This is a genomic window from Ralstonia nicotianae (genome assembly GCF_018243235.1).
GTDB lineage: Bacteria > Pseudomonadota > Gammaproteobacteria > Burkholderiales > Burkholderiaceae > Ralstonia > Ralstonia nicotianae.
In genome coordinates this window covers 955,674-978,527 of sequence record NZ_CP046675.1, presented here as the reverse complement: position 1 = coordinate 978,527, position 22,854 = coordinate 955,674, and the positions used below count along the sequence as shown (strand labels likewise).

The 22,854-nt window shown below is 69.1% G+C and carries 17 protein-coding genes and 1 pseudogene; 10 read left to right on the top strand and 8 right to left on the bottom strand.

From position 1 onward, the window contains the following. Positions 1-156 precede the first annotated feature (156 nt). A complete protein-coding gene (locus GO999_RS20440) occupies positions 157-1,080 on the top strand; it encodes a carbohydrate kinase family protein (RefSeq protein WP_019720007.1) in 924 nt (307 codons plus the stop codon). 250 nt (positions 1,081-1,330) lie between these two features. Here GO999_RS20440 and fumC read toward each other — a convergent pair whose 3' ends face one another. After that, positions 1,331-2,716: a class II fumarate hydratase gene (gene fumC, locus GO999_RS20435; RefSeq protein ID WP_011004561.1), complete on the bottom strand. Its 1,386-nt coding sequence runs from the start codon at positions 2,714-2,716 to the stop codon at positions 1,331-1,333. Between the two features lie 210 nt (positions 2,717-2,926). Between fumC and GO999_RS20430 the strand changes: the two genes are divergently transcribed. After that, positions 2,927-4,357, top strand: a complete 1,431-nt coding sequence (locus GO999_RS20430) for a multidrug transporter subunit MdtD (RefSeq protein ID WP_071013482.1) — start codon at positions 2,927-2,929, stop codon at positions 4,355-4,357. A 4-nt stretch (positions 4,358-4,361) separates the two neighbouring features. Here the strand turns inward: GO999_RS20430 and GO999_RS20425 are convergent, their stop codons facing one another. Next, positions 4,362-5,918, bottom strand: coding sequence for a hypothetical protein (locus tag GO999_RS20425; protein ID WP_247392081.1), 1,557 nt, complete (start codon positions 5,916-5,918; stop codon positions 4,362-4,364). 133 nt (positions 5,919-6,051) lie between these two features. Next, entirely contained in the window at positions 6,052-8,184 is a 2,133-nt protein-coding gene (locus GO999_RS20420) for an ATP-dependent helicase (protein ID WP_211907170.1), read from the bottom strand. 74 nt (positions 8,185-8,258) lie between these two features. On the opposite strand from GO999_RS20420, the gene GO999_RS20415 reads away from it, so the two are divergent. After that, on the top strand, positions 8,259-9,251 hold the full coding sequence (locus GO999_RS20415) for an IS1595 family transposase (protein ID WP_118872758.1): 993 nt from the start codon (positions 8,259-8,261) through the stop codon (positions 9,249-9,251). Positions 9,252-9,271: 20 nt separating this feature from the next. Here GO999_RS20415 and GO999_RS20410 read toward each other — a convergent pair whose 3' ends face one another. The 4 genes from GO999_RS20410 to GO999_RS20395 all read right to left on the bottom strand — a co-directional run bounded on the left by GO999_RS20410 (position 9,272) and on the right by GO999_RS20395 (position 13,292). After that, positions 9,272-9,736, bottom strand: a complete 465-nt coding sequence (locus GO999_RS20410) for a GNAT family N-acetyltransferase (RefSeq protein WP_011003064.1) — start codon at positions 9,734-9,736, stop codon at positions 9,272-9,274. Positions 9,737-9,957: 221 nt separating this feature from the next. Continuing rightward, positions 9,958-10,290 carry a YnfA family protein gene (locus GO999_RS20405; protein ID WP_016723868.1) on the bottom strand — a complete coding sequence of 111 codons (333 nt, stop codon included), beginning with the start codon at positions 10,288-10,290 and terminating at the stop codon, positions 9,958-9,960. 89 nt (positions 10,291-10,379) lie between these two features. Continuing rightward, positions 10,380-11,843: a mechanosensitive ion channel gene (locus tag GO999_RS20400; protein ID WP_019720012.1), complete on the bottom strand. Its 1,464-nt coding sequence runs from the start codon at positions 11,841-11,843 to the stop codon at positions 10,380-10,382. Between the two features lie 267 nt (positions 11,844-12,110). Then, the gene (locus tag GO999_RS20395; RefSeq protein ID WP_019720013.1) at positions 12,111-13,292 is read right to left on the bottom strand and encodes an ATP-binding protein; all 1,182 of its coding nucleotides are present in this window, start codon (positions 13,290-13,292) and stop codon (positions 12,111-12,113) included. A 173-nt stretch (positions 13,293-13,465) separates the two neighbouring features. Between GO999_RS20395 and GO999_RS20390 the strand changes: the two genes are divergently transcribed. From GO999_RS20390 to GO999_RS20375, 4 genes and pseudogenes are all read left to right on the top strand, one after another. Next, the gene (locus tag GO999_RS20390; RefSeq protein ID WP_020425392.1) at positions 13,466-13,870 is read left to right on the top strand and encodes a DUF2946 domain-containing protein; all 405 of its coding nucleotides are present in this window, start codon (positions 13,466-13,468) and stop codon (positions 13,868-13,870) included. An 83-nt stretch (positions 13,871-13,953) separates the two neighbouring features. Further along, a pseudogene (locus GO999_RS20385) lies at positions 13,954-16,292 on the top strand (TonB-dependent receptor). Next, the gene (locus tag GO999_RS20380; protein ID WP_211907169.1) at positions 16,280-17,542 is read left to right on the top strand and encodes a sialidase/neuraminidase family protein; all 1,263 of its coding nucleotides are present in this window, start codon (positions 16,280-16,282) and stop codon (positions 17,540-17,542) included. The pseudogene GO999_RS20385 and the gene GO999_RS20380 overlap by 13 nt, the downstream one beginning before the upstream one ends. After that, positions 17,539-18,042 carry a thioredoxin domain-containing protein gene (locus GO999_RS20375; RefSeq protein WP_020830376.1) on the top strand — a complete coding sequence of 168 codons (504 nt, stop codon included), beginning with the start codon at positions 17,539-17,541 and terminating at the stop codon, positions 18,040-18,042. Before GO999_RS20380 ends, GO999_RS20375 begins: the two co-directional genes overlap by 4 nt. Positions 18,043-18,576: 534 nt before the next feature. On the opposite strand, the gene GO999_RS20370 is transcribed toward GO999_RS20375, so the two are convergent. Next, positions 18,577-19,335: a sulfite exporter TauE/SafE family protein gene (locus GO999_RS20370; RefSeq protein ID WP_011004550.1), complete on the bottom strand. Its 759-nt coding sequence runs from the start codon at positions 19,333-19,335 to the stop codon at positions 18,577-18,579. 123 nt (positions 19,336-19,458) lie between these two features. On the opposite strand from GO999_RS20370, the gene GO999_RS20365 reads away from it, so the two are divergent. From GO999_RS20365 to GO999_RS20355, 3 genes are all read left to right on the top strand, one after another. Continuing rightward, positions 19,459-20,343 (top strand): LysR substrate-binding domain-containing protein, encoded by an 885-nt coding sequence (locus tag GO999_RS20365; protein WP_019720019.1) that lies wholly within the window; start codon positions 19,459-19,461, stop codon positions 20,341-20,343. Between the two features lie 199 nt (positions 20,344-20,542). Next, positions 20,543-21,049, top strand: a complete 507-nt coding sequence (locus tag GO999_RS20360; RefSeq protein ID WP_011004548.1) for a hypothetical protein — start codon at positions 20,543-20,545, stop codon at positions 21,047-21,049. A gap of 109 nt (positions 21,050-21,158) precedes the next feature. Next, positions 21,159-22,847, top strand: a complete 1,689-nt coding sequence (locus tag GO999_RS20355; RefSeq protein ID WP_019720021.1) for an AMP-binding protein — start codon at positions 21,159-21,161, stop codon at positions 22,845-22,847. Positions 22,848-22,854: the final 7 nt, after the last annotated feature.

Genomic DNA, 22,854 nt, shown 5'->3' with positions numbered 1-22,854 from the left:
TGAGGATGAAGCCATGAAGCACACCGCCCGCCCTCCGCCACCGGTGATGGGCGCATTCACCCGCGCCGCGCGTGGTGGCACGCCGCGGCACCCTGCCATCTCTTCCATGCAAGGCGTCAGTCCGGACGCGCAACCCGCGCCGGTAGCCTGAACTTCATGCTGACAACGATGAACCTCCCTCAACTGGTCGTGTTCGGCGAAGCGCTGACCGACTTCATCCGCGAAGCGGACGGGCGCTGGCGCAGCGTGGCCGGCGGATCGTGCTGGAACGTCGCCCGCGTCTGCGCGCGGCTGGGCGCGCCGACCGGATTCGCCGGCACCGTCAGCCGCGATGTCTTCGGCGACGAACTGACGGCACTGAGCCGGCAGGCCGGCCTCGACATGCGCTTCATGCGGCAGGTCGCGCGCCCGCCGCTGCTGGCGATGGTCCCGGCCGCGCATCCACCGCAGTATTTCTTCATCGGCGAGAACAGCGCGGACCTGGCCTTCGACACCGGCGTGTTGCCGGACGGCTGGATCGAGGCGGCGCAGATCGTCCATTTCGGCTCCCTGAGCCTGGCGCGCCAGCCGCTTGCCGCGCACCTGCTGGAAACCGCGACGGCCGTCCATGCCGCTGGCAAGCGGATCGCCTTCGACCCGAACTACCGCGATGCGATGGCCGGCCCCGATTACCGGCCGACGCTGCGCCGCATGGCCGGACTCGCCAGCTATATCAAGGTTTCGGACGAAGACCTGCGTGGCCTGTTTCCCGAGTTGGACGAGACGTCCGCGCTGGCCCAGCTGCGGGCCTGGGCGCCCACGGCCGCCATTCTCATGACGCGCGGCGCGGCAGGCATGACGCTGATCACCGCCGAAGGCACGTTGTTCCAGCCGGCGTTGCCGACCCCGGTGGCCGATACCGTGGGCGCCGGCGACGCCTCCATGGGCGGCTGGCTGGCGAGCCTGCTCACGCGCCCGGAGGCGATGCCCGCATCGCACCTGGAATTCTCCGCGGCCAGCGCCGCGGCGGTCTGCGCCCGCCAGGGGGCCTACGCACCGACGCGGGAAGAGATCGTGTCCGCGCTCGCGGTATCGCGGTAGCTGTTGGCTGTTTCCGGCGATCCGGTCCGGACGGCGAGTGCGATGGCGCTCGCCGCTCCTGGCCGCGGGTCTTCGATGGCCAGATTGAGGCCGGCGCGAGTACCGCAACACGGCGTGTTCCTGCTCAACACGGCAGCGGGTCACGCCCTTCGGGGCCGCAGGCCAGTGCCGCTTGCGGGCCGATGCGCTCAACCCCGAGGTGTCGGAGATTTCCCCCTTGGCACGGCCCCGATGCCGGGGCCGCGCGCACTCAGCGTCCCACCATCTGCTCCGGCCGCACCCACGCATCGAACTGCTCGGCCGTCACATACCCCAGCGCCAGCGCCGCCTCGCGCAGGCTGGTGCCTTCCTTGTGCGCCTTCTTGGCGATCTGCGCCGATTTGTCGTAGCCGATGTGCGGGTTGAGCGCGGTCACCAGCATCAGCGAGCGCTGCACCAGCTCGGCGATGCGCTCGCGGTTGGGCTCGATGCCGACCGCGCAGTGGTCGTTGAAGCTGCGCATGCCGTCGGCCAGCAGGCGCGCGCTGTGCAGGAAGTTGTAGGCGATCATCGGCCGGAACACGTTCAGCTCGAAGTTGCCCGAGGCCCCGCCGATGTTGACGGCGACATCGTTGCCGAACACCTGCGCGCACAGCATCGTCATCGCCTCGCTCTGGGTCGGGTTGACCTTGCCCGGCATGATGGACGAGCCCGGCTCGTTCTCGGGAATGGACAGCTCGCCCAGGCCGCTGCGCGGGCCGCTGGCCAGCCAGCGGATGTCGTTGGCGATCTTGGTCAGGCTGGCGGCCAGCGTCTTCAGGGCGCCGTGCGCGTGCACCAGGCCGTCGGCCGAGGCCATGGTCTCGAACTTGTTGGGCGAGGTGACGAAGGGCAGGCCGGTCAGCGCGGCGAGTTCGGCGGCCACCTGTTCGGCATAGCCGGCCGGCGCATTCAGGCCGGTGCCGACCGCCGTGCCGCCCAGCGCCAGCTCGCACAGGTGCGGCAGCGCGGCGTTCAGGTGCGTCTCGCTGTGCTGCAGCTGGGCCGCGTAGCCGGAGAACTCCTGGCCGAGCGTGAGCGGCGTGGCGTCCTGCAGGTGGGTGCGGCCGATCTTGATGATGTCGTCGAAGTCGATGGCCTTGCGCGCGAGCGTCTCGCGCAGCGCGCGCAGCGACGGCAGCAGGTGCCGCGTGATGGCGGTGACGGCCGCCACGTGCATCGCCGTCGGGAACACGTCGTTGGACGATTGGCTGCGGTTTACGTCGTCGTTGGGGTGCACCAGGCGGGCTTCGCCGCGCTCGCCGCCCAGCAGTTCGCTGGCGCGGTTGGCGAGCACCTCGTTCATGTTCATGTTGCTCTGCGTGCCGGAGCCGGTCTGCCAGACCACCAGCGGGAACTCGCCCGGATGCTTGCCGGCGATGACCTCGTCGGCCGCGGCGATGACCGCGTTCGCCTTGTCGGCCGGCAGCAGGCCCAGGCGCTGGTTGACGGCGGCGCTGGCGCGCTTGATGCGGGCCAGCGCGTCGATCAGTTCGCGCGGCATGCGGTCGCCGGCGATGTCGAAGTTCTGCAGCGAGCGCTGCGTCTGCGCGCCCCACAGGCGGTCGGCGGGGACTTCGATCGGGCCAAAGGTATCGCGTTCGGTACGGGTCGTCATGGTGATGAGCCTGGCTGTCAGCAACGCCCATCAGTATAGGCGGGGCCCTTTGCCCATGCCGGCGGTAGGGCGACGCAATGTGAAAGAGGGTGACGGGCTTTGCGCCGGTTCCGTCGGCGGGCGCACAATGTCGGCTGCGCCGGCGGGTCGATGGTCCCGGCCGTTGGCCATTCCGTGAAGCTTCGCCGCGCCCTGCGGCCCGTCCTGCCCATGCCTTCCTTCGCCTCCGTCGACAAATCCCTGCAACCGCTGCTGTGGCTGGTGGCGGTCGGCCTGTTCATGCAGACGCTGGATGCCACCATCGTCAACACGGCCCTGCCGGCCATGGCGCGCAGCCTGTCGGAAAGTCCGCTGCAGATGCAGTCCGTCATCATCGCCTACACGCTGACGACGGCCATGCTGATGCCTGCGTCCGGCTGGCTGGCCGACCGGTTCGGCACCCGCCGCATGTTCTTCGCGGCCATCTTCCTCTTCAGCGTCGGCTCGCTGCTGTGCGCGGAGTCGCGCACGCTGACCATGCTGATCGTCGCGCGCGTGGTGCAGGGCGTGGGCGGTGCGCTGCTGATGCCGGTGGGGCGGCTGACCGTGCTGCGCGTGGTGCCGCGCGAGCAGTTCCTGCCGGCCATGAGCTTTGTCACGATTCCGGGTTTGATCGGTCCGCTGATCGGCCCGACCCTGGGCGGCTGGCTGGTCGAGGCGGTGTCGTGGCACTGGATCTTCCTGATCAACCTGCCGGTGGGCGTCGTCGGCGCGCTGGTCACGCTCAAGGTGATGCCCGACGTGCGCGGCGATGCCGCCGATGCCGCCGATGCCTTCGACTGGGCCGGCTACCTGATGCTGGCGTTCGGCATGGCGTCCGTTTCGTTTTCGCTCGACGGCCTGTCGGACCTGGGTTTCCGGCGTGCCACGGTGTTGGTGCTGCTGATGTTCGGGCTCGCCGCGCTCACGGCGTACTGGCTGCACGCCGGCCGCGCGAAGCAGGCGCTATTTCCGCGCGCCCTGTTCGCGATCCCGAGTTTTTCCGTCGGCATTCTCGGCAACCTGTTCGCGCGCATCGGCGCCGGCGGCATGCCGTTCCTGATTCCGCTGCTGCTGCAGGTGGGGCTGGGGTATTCGCCCATGCAGGCCGGGCTGATGATGGTGCCGGTGGCGGTCGCGGGCATGGCAGCCAAGCCGCTGGGCACATGGCTGGTCAAGCGCCATGGCTATCGGCACATGCTGTTCGGCAATACCTTGCTGCTCGGCCTGATGATCGTGAGCTTTGCGCTGTCGAGCCCGCAGGAGCCGCTGTGGCTGCGCATCGTGCAGCTGGCGGCGTTCGGCACCTTCAACTCGATGCAGTTCACCGCGATGAACGCGCTCACGCTCCGGGACCTGAGCGGAGCGCAGGCCAGCGCCGGCAACAGCATGCTGTCGATGGTGATGATGCTGTCGATGAGCCTGGGCGTGGCGGCTGCCGGGGCGTTGCTCAATGGCTTCAGCGAATACGCGGGCGGGCAGCCGGCCGATACGCTGGGCGCTTTCCACAAGGCCTACATCTGCTTGGGCCTCATCACCACCGCCGCGGGGTGGATCTTCGCGCAGCTGCCGCACGAGGCGGCTCCGCAGACGGTCAGGCGGATGGAGGTCGAGACCGAGTAGCCTGCTACACCATGTCGATGGCCGTGTGCGCGGGCGGCGCGGCATGCGGCATCAGCGGTGTGAACGCTTGCTGGATGTGCCCGGCCGCGGCGTCGATGGCCGGGCCGGCCATGACATCGGCGGTTGTCCACGCAGCGTAGACCGGTGCCGACAGTACCGTGCTGACGGCGCGCCTGACGGCGGCGACGGCCGCCTCGGTATAGCCGGCCTCCGTGGCGGCCTTGCCGGCAGCGGTCTGTGCGGTCAACACACCGGCAAAGCCGCCCGCCAGTGCGCCCACGTTCTTGATGAGGTTGGTGGCGGTGAACAGGCTGCGCGTGGCGGCCAGCGTCTCGGTCGCCAAATCGGCGACGAGCAGCTTTGCCGTGCGCTTGCCCGCTCCCACCAGCGGGTCAGTCCACGTCGATTGCTTGAGCTGCTTGAACTGGTCTTCCCAGTCGGTGCGGCCCAGCAGGTATTCCGCCCCGGTGCGGTGGTGGGTCTCATTCATGTACTGCATGGCCATGTAGGCGGCCGCACCGGCCACGGGCCCGCCCACCGCCGCGATCCACGAATCCACGTTGGCTGCCCTTGCCGCGCCCAGGGCATGGGTTGCCAGCGGCGCGACGCCGGTGCGGATCACGTTGCGCAGGGAATAGGCCTGGAATGCCAGGCTCACCTCCGCAGCCAGCCGGCCCAGACTGGGCTGCACGGCCTTGTGCGCTTGCGCCATGACAGGTTCGAGGTGATCGGGCGAGGCCGCCAGCCATTGTGTGTTGCTGGTGGCCTTGCCCAGCAGGGTGCCCCCGAAGGCATCCGCCGTGCCCGACCCGGCACCGACCGTCGCGCCGACTCGGGCCGTCGTCTTGGCGAAGGCCGTCAGTGCCTGCTTCACGTCGAACAGGCGCGAGGCAATGCCGAACGGCACCGAGCGCACGAAACCTACCGTGGTCTGGGCCAGCCGGTCCCGGTTGGCGCCCTTGGCCAGTACGGCGGCGACGGTTGCCGGCGTTTCCCCCATCGCTTGGAGCCGTTCTGCGCGCTGCTGGATCAGGATCTCGAATTGCGCATCGTTGGTACCGTCAAAGTGCGGCCTGAAAATATCGCGCAACTGGTCGGCTATCGGCATCCAGTGGGGGATGTCGATGCCACGGCCGGTCTGCCCGGGGTCGGCGGTATGCGGCGGTGAGCCCCCCGGCGGCGAATTCGATTCGATGGATCCGATCGATTGTGCGCGGATGGAGGCCGCCGCGGAGAACCACTGGCTCACATCGCTGTTGCTGCGCTCGGATTGGCCGCTCAGCAGCGCCCTCGGGGATGCCGGAGACGTCGGCGAATGGTGGGATGCCATCTCGATAGCGGATTCCTGCGCGCTGGCGGGCTGCCGCTGGCTGCCGATGGAGAGCCGGCCCGATTCCGTCCGCGACGATTGCGAAGACAGGGTCCGCAAGGCGGACAGCTCGGCCGAGGGCGCGCGGCCGGATGGCGTGTGCGCCGGGGCCGGAGTGGAGCCGGTGGCTTCTTGCGGATGCGTCGGGACGGACGCAACGCCGCTGGCGCGGTCAAGGGAGGTTCGCAGCATGATTCGGATTCCGTTTGCGGTCGGGCAGGCGTGAATGACCGCACTCTGGCACTAAATTAGGCGTTCGGCATCGTGTCGGTGAGCGCCCAGGCGAAGTCCCGTCGCCGAGCCCGAATGAACCCGGGGTATCCGGCTACCGCCAATAGCCGCGTATCTTCTTGGCCAGGTCGACCTTGGCCGCCGCGCGTGCCTCGGCCGCCGGGTCGGCGCCGGGTTCGGGCGGCGGCCAGGCGCAGGCCTCGAACAGCGGCAGCAGCGCCGGCGGAATGAAGCGCGTGCGCGATGCGTAGAGGTGGCGGTCGCCGTTGGGCGTCTGCTGGGTCATGTAGAAGCGCTGCGGCACCAGGATGTCGAGGTGGTCGCGGGCGCGCGTCATGGCCACGTAGAGCAGCCGGCGCTCTTCCTCCAGCTCGTCGTGCGAGCCGGCGCCCAGGTCGGCGGGCATGCAGCCGTCCACGGCGTTGAGCAGGTAGACGGCCTTCCACTCCTGCCCCTTGGAGGAGTGGATGGTCGACAGGATCAGGTAGTCCTCGTCGCGGTACGGCTCGCCGGATTCATCGCTGGTCAGCTCGGGCGGGTCGAGCGTCATCTCGGTCAGGAAGCGCTCGCGCGAGGCGTAGGTCGCGGCCATGCGGGCGAGCTGGTCGAGATCGCCCTGGCGGACGGCCGCATCGTCGTGCAGGCGCTCCATGTGGGGGGCGTACCAGGCGCCGACGGCCTCCAGTTCACCGGCCCAGGTTGCGTTGTCCTTCGGTGCGCGCAGCGTGGCCATCAGCGTCATCAGCGCCGCCCAGTCGCCGGCCAGGCGTGCCGGCGGCGCATGGGCCAGCAGCGCGGCGACCGGGTCGGCCGCCTCGGCCATGGCATCGAGCACGCGCGCGGCGGTGGCGGGGCCGGCGCCCGGCAGCAGCTGGATGACGCGGAAGCTGGCGATGCGGTTGCGCGGATTCTCGGCCCAGCGCAGCACCGACAGCACGTCCTTGACGTGCGCGGCCTCCAGGAATTTGAGTCCGCCGTATTTGACGAAGGGGATGTTGCGGCGGGCGAGTTCGATCTCCAGCGGCGCGCTGTGGCTGGCGGTGCGGAACAGCACGGCCTGCGACTTCAGCGCCAGCCCGCCCTCGCGATGCCGCAGCACCTGCTCGGCCACGCAGCGCGCTTGCTCGGCCTCGTCGCGCACCGAGATCAGGCGCGGGCGGTGGGTCGATGCGCGGTCGGTCCACAGCGTCTTGGCGAAGCGCTCGGTGGCAAAGCGCATCACGCCGTTGGACGCCTCCAGGATCGGCTGTGTGGAGCGGTAATTGTGCTCCAGCAGCACCGTGTGCGCCGGCCGCGTGAAGTGGCGCGGGAAGTCGAGGATGTTGCGCACCGTCGCCGCGCGGAAGGCGTAGATGGATTGCGCATCGTCGCCGACCACCGTCAGGCCGCGCCCGTCGGGCCGCAGCGCGCGCAGGATCGACGACTGCAGCCGGTTCGTGTCCTGGTATTCGTCGACGAGGATGTGGTCGAAGCGCGCGCCGATCTCGGCGGCCAGGCCGGCGTCGGCCACCATCGCGTGCCAGTACAGCAGCAGGTCGTCGTAGTCGAGGATGTGCTGGGCCTGCTTGGCCTCCACGTAGGCGTCGAACAGCGTGCGCAGCTGCGCCTGCCACATCGCGCACCACGGGAAGTGCTGCCTGAGCACGGCATCCAGCGGGCTCTCGGCATTGATGGCGCGCGAGTAGATGGCCAGGCAGGTCTGCTTGAGCGGGAAGCGGCGTTCCTTGGTCGACAGGTTCAACTCATGCCGCACGACATTGAGCAGGTCGGCCGCGTCGCTGCGGTCGTGGATGGTGAAATCGGGCGCGAGGCCGATGCGCTCGGCGTATTCGCGCAGCAGGCGCGCGCCGATGCCGTGGAAGGTGCCGGCCCAGGGCAGCGCGGTCCGGTATGCGGTGCCGGCGGCCGACCGCGCGCCGGCGCTGCCCTGCAGGGCGCGCGCCAGCAGGTGGCCGGCGCGGGTGGACAGCTCGCTCGCCGCCCGGCGCGAGAACGTCAGCAGCAGGATGCGCTGCGGATCGGCGCCATTGGCCACCAGGTGCGCCACTCGCCAGCCCAGCGTATGCGTCTTGCCGGAGCCCGCGCCCGCCAGCACCAGCAGCGGGCCTGTCTGCGCCGCATCCGCCCCCGAAATGCCGAACTCGACGGCCAGGCGCTGCTGGTCGTTCAGTTGCGCCAGGTAGTCGGGCGCGGGGGCGGTTTCCGGGGTGGGGATGGCGGCGGGCACGGCGGGTGTCACGGAAGCGAACTGTATAAATATAAGGGGTATCCACTTAGCTCCAGCTATGCCAGAATTACTGGATGGATATACAGGTAGAACGCATCTTACCGCCAGAAGCCGGCAAGGACTACCCCCGCAACTGGAACGAGTTTCTGGACCGGTTCGGCACGGAAGAGGCCTGCCTGTCGTACCTGGTGGCATTGCGGTGGCCGCAGGGATTCATTTGTCCTGATTGCGGCTTGGCAGCCGAGCCTTATCGGTCGAGTCGCACTCGCCTGATGTGCCGCAGTTGCGGCCACCAAACGACGGTGACAGCTGGCACGATATTCGACAAGACCCGCACTCCACTGCGGGTGTGGCTGGCCGGCGCCTGGTATCTGACCAATCAGAAGCAAGGCGTCAGCGCCCTTGGCTTGCAGCGAGTGTTGGGATTGGGCAGCTACCAGACTGCTTGGACAATGTTGCACCGGTTCCGCCGGGCCATGGTCCGGCCTGAGCGTGAACGCCTGAAGGGGTGTGTTGAGGTTGACGAGACCTACCTTGCCATCACAGACCGCGAAGCCCCCATCTCGGCCGTCAATCGCAAGAACAACACGAGCAAGGTGTTGGTCGTCCTGGCTGTCGAAATGCTCCAGCCCAAAGGCTTTGGCCGAATTCGCTTGCAGCGCATCCGCAACGATGCGGAGGAGTGCATCGTTCCGTTCGTGCAGGCGTCGATTGAGCCTGGTGCGCAGGTCAGGACCGACGGGTCGGCAGCCTACCGGTCCTTGAGCAAGTTGGGCTATGATCACCAGAGCAATGTGATGCTTGGCGCCGAGGTGCCGGCGCATGTCTCGATGGCCGGCGTGCATCGGGTCGCCTCGCTGGTCAAACGCTGGATTCTCGGCACGCACCACGGCTCGGTTCAGCCCGAGCATCTGGACGCCTACCTGGACGAGTTCGTGTTCCGCTTCAATCGCCGCACCTCGGGCTCGCGCGGCATGCTGTTCTACCGGTTGCTTCAGCAGGCCGTGGTTACGGCCCCCGTGACCTATGCGGATGTGATTCAGTCGAACGACTCATCCGCGTCTTGAGCAGCCGCGACCTCGACAAGTCAACGTACTGACGCCATAGGCACAAACCGAACACCGTTCCTCTCTTGCACAGAGTCAATCGCATGGAACCCGAGCCTTTCGTAGACAGGTACGGCGTGGAGAGATGAGTTGACAGTGAAGCTGCCAGTAGCTCCGTCCAACTCAGCATCGGCACGCGCGTACTCCCACAGCGCGCGAGCAACGCCCCGGCCTTGCGCCTCGGGCGCAACAAACAAGTGATAGATGTGTTTGCGATCCTTTAGCGCGCATACCCCAACAAGCAAGCCGGACTCCATAGCGACGAAGTATTTGCAAGCGGGGGCGGTGATGAGAGCGGCGATCGCGGCCGGCTCGAAAGTCGTGAGGAAGGGCTGCGCAGCCGCGCTGCTGGCCTCGCCCAGAAAGTAGTGAGCGAGCCCTTGAATAAGCTGACTAATCTCGGTGGCCTGGGAGGGGGCGGCCTTCAAAACACTGAACCCGGGCATGTGCAAAGCTGTTCTCGCTGGAGCGGATTAGCGGAAGGTCGTATTGTCGCCTACGACGGCTTCTGGCCCATTTTGAGCCACTGAGCGATAAGCGTAGCGCTTCCTTACCAATATCGCTAATAACTGTATGCCCATCCAGTATATTGAGGCACTGGAGCTAAAAGGATACCCCTTATAAATATACAGCATCGTCCGGCCTCGCCAGCCCGTCCGGCCCGGGATTACGTCGGCTGAGGCTGCAGCGCGATCACCGCCATGCCGGCCAGCGCGATGGCCGCGCCGCCGATGTCCCAGCGCGTCAGTGTGGCGCCATCGACGACGCGCAGCCATGCCAGTGCCACGGCGATGTACATGCCGCCATACGCGGCGTAGGTTCGTCCCGCCGCCGTCGGGTGCAGCGTCAGCAGCCACGCGAACAGCGCCAGAGACAGGGCCGCGGGCATCAGCAGCCAGGCGCTTTTGGCCTGCCGCAGGACCAGCCACGGCAGGTAGCAGCCGACGATTTCGGCGAGCGCGGTGAGGGCGAACAGGAAAGCGATGCGGAGGAATTCCAAGGTGCGGCGTCCCAGGGGCGATCAGGAATCGGGGCACCCGGATTGTGGCATGCCGGTGCGCCGCTTCCCGTGCGTGTCCGCCAGTCCGCTCACTCGCCGCCGCGGCGCTGGTTGAACCAGCGGTCGAGCAGCTTGCCCGCCGCCTCGCGGCCGCCGAGGCCGAACGACAGCGCCACCGCCACCGCGATCGCCCCGAGCACCAGGCCGAACGCGAGCTGCACGATCTCGTTCGCGATGCCCATGGCGCGCAGCCCCATCGCAAAGACGAGGCCGAGGATCGCGAACTGCGCGATCCGCGAGAACAGCGCGCTGTGCTCGCGGTCCGCCTGCTCGATCACGCGGCGCGCCAGCCCCGCGAGCCAGAAGCCGATCACCAGGATCACGCCGCCCATCAGCACGTGCGCGCCGAACTCGATGAACAGCGTGACGACGTCGCGCACCTGCGCGAAGTTGAGCCGGTTCGCGGCCTCGACCGTGGCGAACAGCATCGCGAAGAACACGATCAGGCGGGCGGCCAGCACCGACGGCTGCAGCATCCCCGCGAACACGCGCTCGACGCCGAGCACGGCCGGCAGCCCGTCGACGCCGGCCGCGACGAGCAGCTTCTGCGCGAGCGCCGCGACGAAGCGTGCGACATAGAACGTGACGAGCACGATCACCACCGCCGCGATGATGTTCGGCACCGCGCCGAGGAACTGGTCGAGCATGTTGGTCGCCGGGCGCGAGATCGCTTCGATCTTCAGCGCGTCGAGCGCGGAGATCAGCGTCGGCACGAACACGAACACGTAGACCAGCGTGCCGACCAGGTTCGACACGCGCACCGGCGCCAGGCTGTCGACGCTCTGCGTGAGCCGGTCGGCGCCCGCCGCGATGAGCAGGTTCGTGACGAGGCCGCGCAGCACGCGCGCCACCAGCCAGCCGACGAAGCCGATCACCGCCGCGGCGAACACGTTCGGCACGATCGCCAGCAGCTTGTCGATCATGCCCTGCACCGGCGCGAGCAGGCCCGACAGCGAGAACGCCGACAGGATCGCGGGCAGGAACATCAGGATGACGAGCCAGAACAGCACGTCGCCGAGGTAGCCGCTCATCGGTTTCATGCCGGCGCTGGCCGACAGCTTGCTGTCGAGGTTGCCGGTCTTGAGCGCGCGGTTCACCACGCTGCGCAGCATCGACGCGAGCAGCCACGCGATCAGCACCAGCGCCGCGCCGCCGATCAGGTTCGGCAGGTAGTTGACGATGTTGGTGACGAGCTGGGAGAACGGATTGGACACCTCGGACAGGTTGAGCACGTTGAAGATGCCCACCGCGGTGACCAGCAGCACGAGCCAGAACAGTCCGCCCGCGACGATGCCCTCGACCTGCGCGCCCTGGCCGGTGCTCTCCGCGATGCGCTGGTCGACCTTCAGTGCGGCGAGCAGCCGCCGCGTGCCCGCCCGCACCGCGATGGCGATCAGCCAGCCGACCACCAGGATGCCGATCGCGCCGGCGATCTTCGGCAGGTAGCCGCCCAGCGTGGCCTGCAGCGACGTGAGGAAACCGGATGCGTCCATTGCCTTCTCTCCCGAAAACGTGGTGTTGCGATTGGATACGAACGACCTGCGTACTTCGAAACCGCGTGCCCAAAGCGACCTTAGCCCAGAAAGTGCACGGCGGCCGCCGATTTCATGTTTGTTTTACTTTAGGCGGATGCGGACGGTGCGCACGCGTGGCCACGCGCTGCACATGGTGAAATGTGTCGGGAATGCAAGCGGCATCGGCGCGCGGCACCGCCTTGACCCGGGGCCGGCGCGAGCGCGGCCGCCGGCCGGTTGCCAGGCTCAGCGCCCCAGCTTCGGCGGCACGGCGTGCGCGCCGCGCGTTTCGCGGAACCACAGCGCCAGGCTTTCGTCCTCCAGCGCGTAGGCGCCGCGCGATTCCTTCCAGATCAGGTTCTTGTCGCGCAGCGCGTCCAGCGCGGCCTGTACCGTGGCGGTGGAGAACTCGCTGTGGCCCAGGCGAGCGGCATAGGCCTTCATCGATGCCTCCGCGAACGGCGAATAGGCCTGGCCGCGCTCGATCAGCACCGCCAGCACGGCGCGCTGGATCTCGGTGAGCGCGCTGTATTCGCTTTCGATCTCGCCCCAGATGCGGTCGCGCCAGCCCTGCGCGCCGCGCTTGAGCAGCTCGCCCAGGCTGGCCGCCTCGCCCAGCTCCAGCGCGATCTCGCTGACGATGGCCTTGAGCATCTCGGGCCGGTGTCCGACCAGTTGGAAGGCGGCGAACACGTCGTCGTCCTTGAACTGGTTGTCGGGTGCCAGGTGCTGGTTGACCCAGGCCGCGTAGGCCGACACGAAGGCCCGTCCCAGCAGCGGGAAATTGGTCACGCGCGAGCCGAAGAACGGCTGCGTGCGGTTGAGCAGCAGGTTGGCGAGCTTGTCGCGGTTGGAGCCCGTGAAGACCAGGAACAGGTGCGGCGAGGCCACGCCCTGGTTCATCTGGTCGCGCGCGGCCTTGAGCGCGAACATGGCGTTGGTGCCGGCCTCGGTGGAGAGCGCGTGCTGGGCCTCGTCGACGATCAGCACGATGGGCTGCCGCGCCGCCCTGTAGAGCGTGTCCAGCGCATCGGCCAGCGTGACGCCCGGCGGCAGGCCGGTCTTGCCGAGGTCGAAGGTGAAGGTGCGCAGCACGCTGATCTTTTCCATGCCGGCCGACTTGGCCAGCTTGGCGATCGGTCCGTCGAATTCGGCCAGCTTGGCCTTGATGCCATCGGCGATCATCAGCCCGGGGTCGCGGGCGCGGTCGGCCCACAGGTCGACGTAGATGGCGATCCAGCCGCGGCGTTCCACTTCGGGCACCAGGTCTTCGCGCAGGAAGGTGCTCTTGCCGGTGCGCCGGGGCGCCGCCAGGAACAGGCCCGAGCGCGCGTCCGCCAGCCCCTTGCCCTCCAGGCTGTCGCACAGGGTGTGGGCGAGGTCCTGCCGGTGGAAGCTGAAGCGGCCGGTATCGGTGTCGGAATCCATGGAAGCCCTCGTTTAGACTCAATTATGGAATGCGGTATAAATTATAGCCAATCCAATAATTGACGATAAATCGCCGTGGAGGGGCTGGCCGGCGCCGTTTGCGCGGCACTGTGCCGCACGCAAACGGGGGAACCCTGTGCCGGGCTATACTCGCCCGGCTTCCCATCGTGTCCATGTTCCCGCGCCGCTGGTTCTTCCTCGTCTGGCTTGCGATCGTACTGAACGTACTGTCGCCCGTGCTCGCCTCCGCCCGCGCGGCGCAGTCGGGCACGCTGGCCGTCGACCTGTGCAGCGCGACGGCACCGCATGGCAGCACCGTGCGGATCGCCATCGACCTGCGCGACGAGGGCGCGCCCAGCCCCGCCGCCGACCACCACGGCGTGGCGCACTGTCTCTATTGCCCCGGCTTTGCCGCCGGGTTTGCGCTGGCCTCGCCGCCCGCGCCCGGGGTGCCGACCGCGCGTTTCGCCTATCGCGTGCGCCAGCCGGCGGCGCCGCTGCCCGTGCATGCGCGCAATGCGCTGCGCGTGGCCGAATCGCGCGCGCCGCCCCGGTCTCCGATGCCGCTGTCGAGCTGACGCGCCCGCGGGAGTGATCTCCGCGGCGCGCTTGCGCCTGGCCGTATCCGGCCGGCGTCACCGTCAATCCGGAGACCTTCCCGATGTCACCCCTCCAGCGCGCAACGGCTGCCATGCCGCTGCGCACGCCGGTGTGCCGCGCCGTGCTCGCGCTCGCCGCTGCCGCACCGCTGTCCGCCTTTGCCGCCGTCGATGCCGATGCCGTCGGGGCCGCGCCGGCTTTCGTCGCCCAGGAACTCGCGCCCACCGTGGCGCATGCCGGCACGGCTTCCGCGCCGTTCGCCCGCAACACCCCCGCCGTGGTCCAGACCGTGACCGCCGACCAACTGGCCGACCGCAACCTCGTCACCGCCGAAGACGCGCTCAAGTACCAGCCCAACGTGATGGTGCGCCGGCGCTTCATCGGCGACCGCAATGCGATCTTCGCCGGCCGCGATTTCAACGAGATCCAGAGCGCGCGGGCCTGCTGTACGCCGACGGCATCCTGCTGTCGAACCTGCTCGGCTCCAGCTACGGCTACCCGCCGCGCTGGTCGATGGTCGGCCCCGACGACCTGGCCCGCGTCGATATCCTGTACGGGCCGTTCTCGGCGCTGCTGCCGGGCAACTCGATGGGCACCACGATTGCGCTCACCCTGCGCAAGCCCGAGGCCTTCGAAGCCGGCGCGCAGACCCAGGTCATGCGCCAGCACTACAGCGATGCCTACGGCTTCTCGCGCAACGTCACCGGCAACCACGAGAGCGCCTCGCTGGGCGATCGCATCGGCCGGCTCTGGTATGCGCTGTCGGTCGACCGGCTGGAGAACGACAGCCAGCCGATGCAGTACGCCACGCCCAATTCGGTCTTCACCGGCGGCCAGGCGAGCGTTCCGGTGACCGGCGCGGTGCGCGATCTCGGCCCCGGCGGCCAGCCGCGCGTGATCCTCGGGGCGCAGATGCTCGAGCGCACGCAGCAGCTGCAGGAAACCCTGCGCCTGGGCTACGCCTTCAGCGAACGCCTGGAGGCCACGCTCACGCTCGGCCACTGGGAGAACCACTTCGCCGACCGCGCCGAAAGCTTCCTGCGCGATGCGACCCCGGCGGCGGCCGGCAACGTGGTCACCGGCGGCAATGTGCTGATCGGCGGCACGCCGTACACCATCGCCCAGAACGCCTTCGCGCCGCAGAACGGCGATCAGGAGAACTGGCTCTACGGCCTCGGCGTCAAGGGCCGGGTGGGCGACTGGAAGCTCGATGCCAACGCTTCCGCCTACGACGTCACGCGCGACATCCTGCGCGCATCGAACACGGCGTCGGCCGGCGGCCCCGGCACGGTGTTCTACGGCGACGGCACGGGCTGGTCCAACTTCGACCTCAAGGCGGTCTCGCCCACGGTGTCGGGCCATACCGTCACGACCGGCTACCACTACGACCAGTACCACCTGCGCAACCGGACCTTCAACGCGAGCCACTGGCCCACCGAGACGCTGTCGACGCTCAAGTCCAGCTACCAGGGCGATACCCGCACGCAGGCCCTGTTCGCGCAGGATGCCTGGGCCTTCGCGCCGCGCTGGCTGGCGACGCTGGGGCTGCGTTACGAAACCTGGCGCGCCGACAACGGCCGGCTCGGCAACGCCGGCACCACGCTGGGCTACGCCGGACGCACGGAAGATGCCTTCTCGCCCAAGGCGGCGCTGCAATGGCAGGCCACGCAGGACATGCTGCTGCGCTTGTCATACGGCCGCGCGGTGCGCTTCCCAACCGTGGCCGAGCTGTTCCAGGGCAGCATCAGCGGCAACACCATCGTCAACAACGACCCCAACCTCAAGCCCGAGCGCGCCAACGACCTCGACTTCACCGTCGAGCAGGCGGTGACCAGCGGCATGCTGCGCGCCAGCCTGTTCCAGAGCGACGTGCGCGACAGCCTCTACACGCAGACCAACATCACCGTCACGCCCAACGTGACCAGCGTGCAGAACGTCGACCGCGTGCGCACGCGCGGCATCGAGCTGGCGTATTCCGGGCAGGATGTGGCGCGCGATCTGGGCGTGCGCGGCGTGGACATCGAGGCCAATGCCGCCTTCACGCAAGCCAGGACGCTGGCCGATGCCGCCAACCCGGCCTATGTCGGCAAGGTCTGGCCGCGCATGCCGCGCGTGCGGGCCAACCTGTTCGCCAGCTGGCACGCGAGCGCCGGCTGGACTCTCGGCGCGGGGCTACGCTATTCGGGGCGGCAGTACGGCACGCTCGACAACACCGACGTGCTGCCCGAGGTCTATGGCGGCACCAGCCGCTTCTTCACCGTGGATCTCAAGGCCGGCTACCGCGTCGACAAGCATGTCACGCTGGCGCTGGGCGTCGACAACCTGACCGACCGGCGGTACTTCGTCTATCACCCGTATCCGTCCCGGACCTTTTATGGGCAACTGAAATGGCGTCTATGATGCATCCGATCTCCCGGCTGACGGCCGGACTGCTGCTGTCGCTGGCGGCGACGCTGGCCGGCGCGCACGCAGGCCACGAGCATGGCGGCACCGCCGCGCAGGCGGCCAAGCCGCAGCTCGCCACCACCGCCGCGTTCGACCCGGCCGGCCGTCTGTGGGTGACCCGGGCCGAGGGCCGGCACGTGGTGGTCGCGTGGTCCGACGATCTGGGCATGACATGGTCGGCGCCCCGGCGCCTCAATCCGCAGCCCGAGCCCATCTACACCGACGGCGAGAACCGCCCCAAGGTGCTCGCCAGCCCCGACGGCGCACTCTACGTGACCTGGTCGCGCCCGCTGGAGGCGCCGTACACCGGGTTTGTCCGCTTCTCGCGCTCGCTCGACGGCGGCCGGACCTGGAGCGCGCCCGCGACGGTCCACCACGACCGGCAGCCGATCACGCACCGCTTCGATTCCATCGCGGTGGACGGCGCTGGCCGCCTCTTCATCACCTGGATCGACAAGCGCGATTTGCTGCGCGCGCAGGCGGCGGGGCAGCCGTATGACGGGGCGGCGGTCTACTACACCGTCTCCACCGATCGCGGCGCCACCTTCGCGCCGGAGCGCAAGGTTGCCGACCAGACCTGCGAGTGCTGCCGCATCGCGCTCGCGCCCGATGCGGATGGCCGCATGCTGGCCCTGTGGCGCAACGTCTTCGCCGGCCAGATCCGCGATCACGCGCTGGCGGCGCTGCCCGTCGACGCAACGCCACCGACCACCACGCGCGCCACCTTCTCCGACTGGCGGGTCGAGGCCTGCCCCCATCACGGCCCGGCGCTGGCCGTAACGGCGGACGGTATGCGGCACATGGCGTGGTTCTCCATGGCGCAGGGCAAGCCGGGGCTGTTCTACAGCCGCCTGTCCGCCGACGGCAAGCCGGTGGGCGGAGCCTGGGCGTTCACCGGCGCGGCGCAGGCCGGCGCGCAGGCTTCGCATCCGGCGCTGCTGTCCGCGGACGGCGCGCTCTGGCTGGCATGGAAGCAGTTCGCCGATGACCGCATGCAGATCCTGCTGCGCAAGTCGACCGACGGCGGAGCGCACTGGAGCGCGCCCGCCAGCCTCGCGCGCACCGACGGCGGCAGCGATCATCCGCAGCTGCTGGCGCGCGATCGCCATGTCTACCTGTCATGGCGCACGCAGGCCGAGGGCTACCGCCTCATCGACGTGACCGATGCCGTGCCGCCCGACGCCGCCCTGGAGGCCGCGCCATGAGCCGCTGGAAATCGGTGGCGATGGGTTTGGCGCTGTCGGTCGCCGTGCTGGCGGCACATGCGGACGGTGCCCTGCGGTTCCAGCCGCTGCATGCCGGCGACGTGCAGGCCATGCTGCGGACACCGCGGCCGCGCCCGCTCATCGTCGAGCTCTGGGCGCTCGATTGCAGCTACTGCCGCGAGAACATCGCCCGCATCGCCGAGTGGCGGCGCGCCGGTCGGCGGCGTGTGGATGTGGTGATGGTGGCCATGGACGGCCCTGAGCAGGCTGCGATGCTGAACCGCGCATTGGCGCCGCTGGTGCGCGATGCCCGCATCGGCCTCGCGCATGTGCCGCAGTACGCCAACGCCGAGGCCATGCCGGAGCGCCTGCGCGCCGCGTTCGACCCCGAGTGGCAGGGCGAGTTGCCGAGGACGCTGATCCTGCGGACCGATGGCCGGCGGCATGCGTCGAGCGGGCTGCTGACACCGCAAACGTTGGACGCCGCGTTCAGTGATTAGATGGGGGCGAGCGGTGTACGAAAGGCGTGTGCAGACCCCCCTCGTCGTTGGGGTATGGCGAGGGGCGTGCCCTTTTTATAATGGCCTCGCTTTGTGAATTCCGGCGCATGCTCATTCACAAAGCACACCCGACCATCTTTCGTCGTTAAAGGCTGAAGATGTTAAGCCCGCCCGCCCCCCGGCCCGCGGGCTTTTTCTTTGCTGGTTCGGACCGGGGGCGGATCATACCGCAGCTTCAACGTGCTGTCGCGTGCGACGAAGTGGGGGATGGGCCATGCGTTCCGCTTTCCATTCCGCGTTCCGTTGCATCGAATCCGATCGCTACAGCCACGATCAGGATGGCGATACCGCGCGCAACGAAGAAGATGATTTGCGCGCGGAAGCGATCGGCGCACGGGATGGCCGATCCGGCCTTGCTGCCCGCGGGCCGGACACGGTGCGCGGCAGGCGCAAACGTTGGGCCGCGATGGCAGCGTGGCGCAGCCGGTTTGCCGTGAGCGGGATGGACGCGCGGCATGGCGGCTTGGGTGCGTGTCAGGCATGCGACCACGCGCGCCAGAACAGCAGCGCCGTCATCGAAAAGCCGAAGGCGGAGATCAGCAGCCGCACGACCGGCACCGGCAGGCGACGCGCCACGTGCGCACCCAGGTAGCCGCCCAGCGCGGCGGCGGCCAGCATCACCAGCGTCTGCGGCCACCAGACCAGCTTCGCGGCGGCAAAGCACAGCACGGCCACCACGTTGGTCGCGCCCACCAGCAGCGTGCGCGAGGCGTTGAGCGCGCGGAGGTCGTCATGGCCGAGCAGGGACCACACCGCCATCATCATGATCCCCACCGCCCCGCCGAAGTAGCCGCCGTAGACGGCCAGCGCGCCCTGCGCGAGCAGCAGCGCAGGCCGGCCGATCCGCATCCGCCGGCGCAGCCATGCGCCGGCCTGCCTGCCGAACGCAAAGGCGAGCGAGCCCACCAGCAGCAGCCACGGCACAATGAAGTCGAACGCGCGCGACGGCGTGAACAGCAGCAGCAGCGCGCCGGCCAGCCCGCCGGTCAGGCTCACCGCCACCATGGCCCGCATCGATACCTGCTCGAAGCCGCGATAGTCGCGCCGGTATGCCCAGGCGGATGTGGCCGCGCCGGGCAGCAGGGCGACCGTGCTCGACGCATTGGCCGAGACCGAGGGCACGCCCGCGAACATCAGCGCGGGCAGGGTCACGAACGAGCCGCCGCCGGCCAGCGCGTTCATCGCGCCGGCAAGCAGGCCCGCGCCGAACAGCAGCGGCGTGGCGGATTCCATGTGGGGGCGTGGGGGTTGCAGATGCCTCAGTTTCGGCCACTGGTGTGTGCGCCGCAATCTGCGATACATTGACCCAGCCTCAGGCTGGGACTGAGGCACACCGTTTTTCCGGGCGAGATTGCTATGCGCTTCGACCTGACCGACCTGCGCCTTTTCCTGCATACCGCCGAGTCCGGCAGCATCACGGCCGGCGCCGAGCGTGCGCACCTCACGCTGGCTTCGGCCAGCGCGCGCATCCGCGGCATGGAGGCGGCGCTCGGCGTGCCGCTGCTGACGCGCAACCGGCGCGGCGTGGAGACGACCGCCGCGGGTCGCACGCTGGTGCACCACGCGCGCGTGGTGCTGCAACAGATGGAGCGCATGCGCGGCGAGCTGGGCGAATATGCGCGCGGGCTCAAGGGCCACGTGCGCCTGCTGTCCAACACCGCTGCCATGACGGAGTTCTTGCCCGAGACCCTGAGCGCGTTCCTGGCCCAGCATCCGGAAGTCGATATCGACCTGGAGGAGCTGGTCAGCCATGAGATCGTGGAGGCGGTGGCGCAGGGGCGGGCGGACATCGGCATTGTCAACGACGCGGTGGACCTGTCGGGGCTGGAGACCTTCCCGTTCCGCCACGACCGCCTCGTGCTGGTGACCGCGCGCGATCATCCGCTCGCCGCGCGGCGCGAGATCGCCTTCGTCGACGCCTTGCAGGAAGATTTCGTCGGCCTGACCGGCGACAACGCGCTGCAGGCCTACCTGGCGGGACACGCCGCGCGCGCCGGCTACCGGCTGAAGTACCGCGTGCGGCTGCGCAGCTTCGACGCGGTGTGCCGCATGGTGGAGCGCAACGTCGGCGTAGGGGTGATCCCGGAGCACGCCGCCATCCGGCTGCAGCGCTCGATGGGCATCCGCCGCGTGGGCCTGACCGACGCCTGGGCGACACGGCTGCTGCGCATCTGCGTGCGCCGCTTCGATGATCTGCCGGCCTACGCACGCCAGTTGATCGAACATTTGCGCGAGGCCTGAATCCGGGCGCCGTCCTTCGTTCGGCTGAAACGCGCGGCCGGCACTCGCACCGCCGGCCGCTCGCCAGTACACTGCAAGCAACTGTGTCTGCTGCGGTGGATGCGGCGACGCAGCATGCATCACAACCACGGATCCGTCCGGCCACCGTTCCACCGCGGTCGTCGTCGAGGTTGTCCCGATCCGTCCAGATGGAGCGCCTATGGCTTCCGCCGGTGTCCCCCCGATTGGCCTGCTGCATGCCGCGCGGGCGCTGCGCATCTATCGGCGCCACGAGATCCACGCGCTGGGGTGGATCGCGCTGGGCGTGTGCCTGCGCAGCCCGGCCCCGATGGTCGCCGTCAGCGTCGCGCTGCTCGCGGTCTGCGCATGGACGCTGACCCGCCACATCCAATATCTCAAGCCCCTGTACGAACTGCCCGTGTTCAGCCGTGTGCTGGCCCACTGGGGCATGTCGTTCGCGGCGATCAGCGCGGCACTGCTGGCGGTGGAGCTGGCCACCGGCGCCGGCCGCGGTGCCTGGCTCGGCGCGGGCTGGCTGGAGCTGCCGTGGACGTCGCTGCCTGGCGAGGTGTCCGGCCTGGCCGAATGGGTGCTGGCGGGCGCCCAGTGGGCCGCCGCGCTGGCGGTGGTGGCGGCCGCTGCGGCCTGGGCCTGGCTGAGCCTGGGCGGCGGCCGCTCGTTGCGCCTGCCGCCGCGCTCGCAATGAGCGCGCGCCCCGGTGGCGCGTGCCGATCCGTTTGTTGTCCGTTGCCGTTTGCCGTCGCAGGCCGATCCGCGCCCGGAACAAGGCGCCGCCCAACCACAGGAGACCAGGCATGACATCGCTGGAGGCATTCCTCCGGTGCCGCGACGCTCTGCTCGCGCATCGGGAGGACTACGACACCGCCGCGCGCGACTTCGCATGGCCGGCGCTGGACCGCTTCAACTGGGCGCTCGACTATTTCGACGGCATGGCGCGCGGCAACGGGGCCACCGCGCTGTGGGTGCTCGACGAGCAGGGCGGCGAGACGCGCCTGTCGTTCGCGCAGATGGCCGAGCGCTCGGCGCGCGTGGCCAACCACCTGCGCGCGCTCGGCGTGCGGCGCGGCGACCGCGTCATGCTGATGCTCGGCAACGTGCCGGCGCTGTGGGACGTGATGCTCGCCTGCATGAAGCTGGGCGCGATCATCATCCCCGCGACCACGCTGCTGACGGCCGATGACCTGCGCGAGCGCATCGCCATGGGCGAAGTCGGGCACGTGGTGGCCGGCGCCACCGATTGCGCCAAGCTGGACGGGGTGGCCGGCACCTTCACCCGCATCGCGGCCGGGGCGGACCGCGCGCCGGCCGGCTGGCATCGGCTGGAGGACGCCTATGCCGCGTCGCCCGAGTTCACGCCCGACGCGCCGACGCAGGCGAGCGACCCGCTGCTGCTGTATTTCACCTCGGGGACCACCTCGCGGCCCAAGCTGGTGATGCACACGCATGCGAGCTACCCGGTCGGGCATCTGTCGACGCTGTACTGGATCGGCCTGCGCCCCGGCGATGTCCACTGGAACATCAGTTCGCCGGGCTGGGCCAAGCATGCGTGGAGCTGCTTCTTCGCGCCATGGAATGCCGGCGCCACCGTGTTCGTCTACAATGCCGCTCGCTTCGAGGCCCGGGCGGTGCTGGACGTGCTGTGCCGTGCGGGGGTCACGACGCTGTGCGCGCCGCCCACGGTCTGGCGCCTGCTGATCCAGGAGGACTTGGCTGCCTGGAAGCCCGTGCTGCGCGAGCTGATCGGCGCCGGCGAGCCGCTCAACCCCGAGGTGATCGAGCGCGTGCGCGCGGCGTGGGGCATCACCATCCGCGACGGCTACGGCCAGACCGAGACCACCTGCCAGATCGGCAACAGCCCCGGCCAGCCGGTCAAGCCGGGCTCGATGGGCCGGCCGCTGCCGGGCTACCGCATCACGCTGCGCGATCCCGACGGCAACCCGGCCGACGAGGGCGAGATCTGCATCGAACTGGATCCGCGCCCGATGGCGCTGATGGCGGGCTACGCCGGCAACGCCGACAAGACCGCCGAGGCGATGCGCGGCGGGGTGTACCACACCTCCGACATCGCCGCGCGCGATGCCGACGGCTATCTCACCTATGTCGGCCGCGCCGACGATGTGTTCAAGGCGTCCGACTACCGTGTGAGTCCGTTCGAACTGGAGAGCGTGCTGATCGAGCACCCGGCCATCGCCGAAGCCGCCGTGGTGCCGAGCCCCGACCCGCTGCGCCTGGCCGTGCCCAAGGCCTTCCTGGTGCTGCGCGCCGGACACGTGGCCGGCCCCGACCTGGCGCGCGACATCCTGCGGTTCTGCCGGGCCCGGCTGGCGTCATACAAGCGCGTGCGGCGCATCGAGTTCGCGGAGCTGCCCAAGACCATCTCGGGCAAGATCCGGCGCGTCGAGCTGCGCCAGCGCGAAGCGGCCCGTCCGGAGACGGGCCGCAACCTGCATGAATACTGGGAAGACGACTTCCCGGCCGACTGATCGATCG

Excerpts from the sequence above, each read along its gene's own strand:
- GO999_RS20360 (WP_011004548.1), top strand. The coding sequence starts at position 20,543 with ATGGCTTCCGCCGGTGTCCCCCCGATTGGCCTGCTGCATGCCGCGCGG.
- GO999_RS20430 (WP_071013482.1), top strand. The coding sequence starts at position 2,927 with ATGCCTTCCTTCGCCTCCGTCGACAAATCCCTGCAACCGCTGCTGTGG.
- GO999_RS20440 (WP_019720007.1), top strand. The coding sequence starts at position 157 with ATGCTGACAACGATGAACCTCCCTCAACTGGTCGTGTTCGGCGAAGCG.
- GO999_RS20370 (WP_011004550.1), bottom strand. The coding sequence starts at position 19,335 with ATGGAATCCGCCACGCCGCTGCTGTTCGGCGCGGGCCTGCTTGCCGGC.
- GO999_RS20355 (WP_019720021.1), top strand. The coding sequence starts at position 21,159 with ATGACATCGCTGGAGGCATTCCTCCGGTGCCGCGACGCTCTGCTCGCG.
- GO999_RS20375 (WP_020830376.1), top strand. The coding sequence starts at position 17,539 with ATGAGCCGCTGGAAATCGGTGGCGATGGGTTTGGCGCTGTCGGTCGCC.
- GO999_RS20425 (WP_247392081.1), bottom strand. The coding sequence starts at position 5,918 with ATGCTGCGAACCTCCCTTGACCGCGCCAGCGGCGTTGCGTCCGTCCCG.
- GO999_RS20390 (WP_020425392.1), top strand. The coding sequence starts at position 13,466 with ATGTTCCCGCGCCGCTGGTTCTTCCTCGTCTGGCTTGCGATCGTACTG.
- GO999_RS20410 (WP_011003064.1), bottom strand. The coding sequence starts at position 9,736 with ATGCCCGGGTTCAGTGTTTTGAAGGCCGCCCCCTCCCAGGCCACCGAG.
- GO999_RS20400 (WP_019720012.1), bottom strand. The coding sequence starts at position 11,843 with ATGGACGCATCCGGTTTCCTCACGTCGCTGCAGGCCACGCTGGGCGGC.
- GO999_RS20365 (WP_019720019.1), top strand. The coding sequence starts at position 19,459 with ATGCGCTTCGACCTGACCGACCTGCGCCTTTTCCTGCATACCGCCGAG.
- GO999_RS20415 (WP_118872758.1), top strand. The coding sequence starts at position 8,259 with ATGGATATACAGGTAGAACGCATCTTACCGCCAGAAGCCGGCAAGGAC.
- fumC (WP_011004561.1), bottom strand. The coding sequence starts at position 2,716 with ATGACGACCCGTACCGAACGCGATACCTTTGGCCCGATCGAAGTCCCC.
- GO999_RS20395 (WP_019720013.1), bottom strand. The coding sequence starts at position 13,292 with ATGGATTCCGACACCGATACCGGCCGCTTCAGCTTCCACCGGCAGGAC.
- GO999_RS20380 (WP_211907169.1), top strand. The coding sequence starts at position 16,280 with ATGGCGTCTATGATGCATCCGATCTCCCGGCTGACGGCCGGACTGCTG.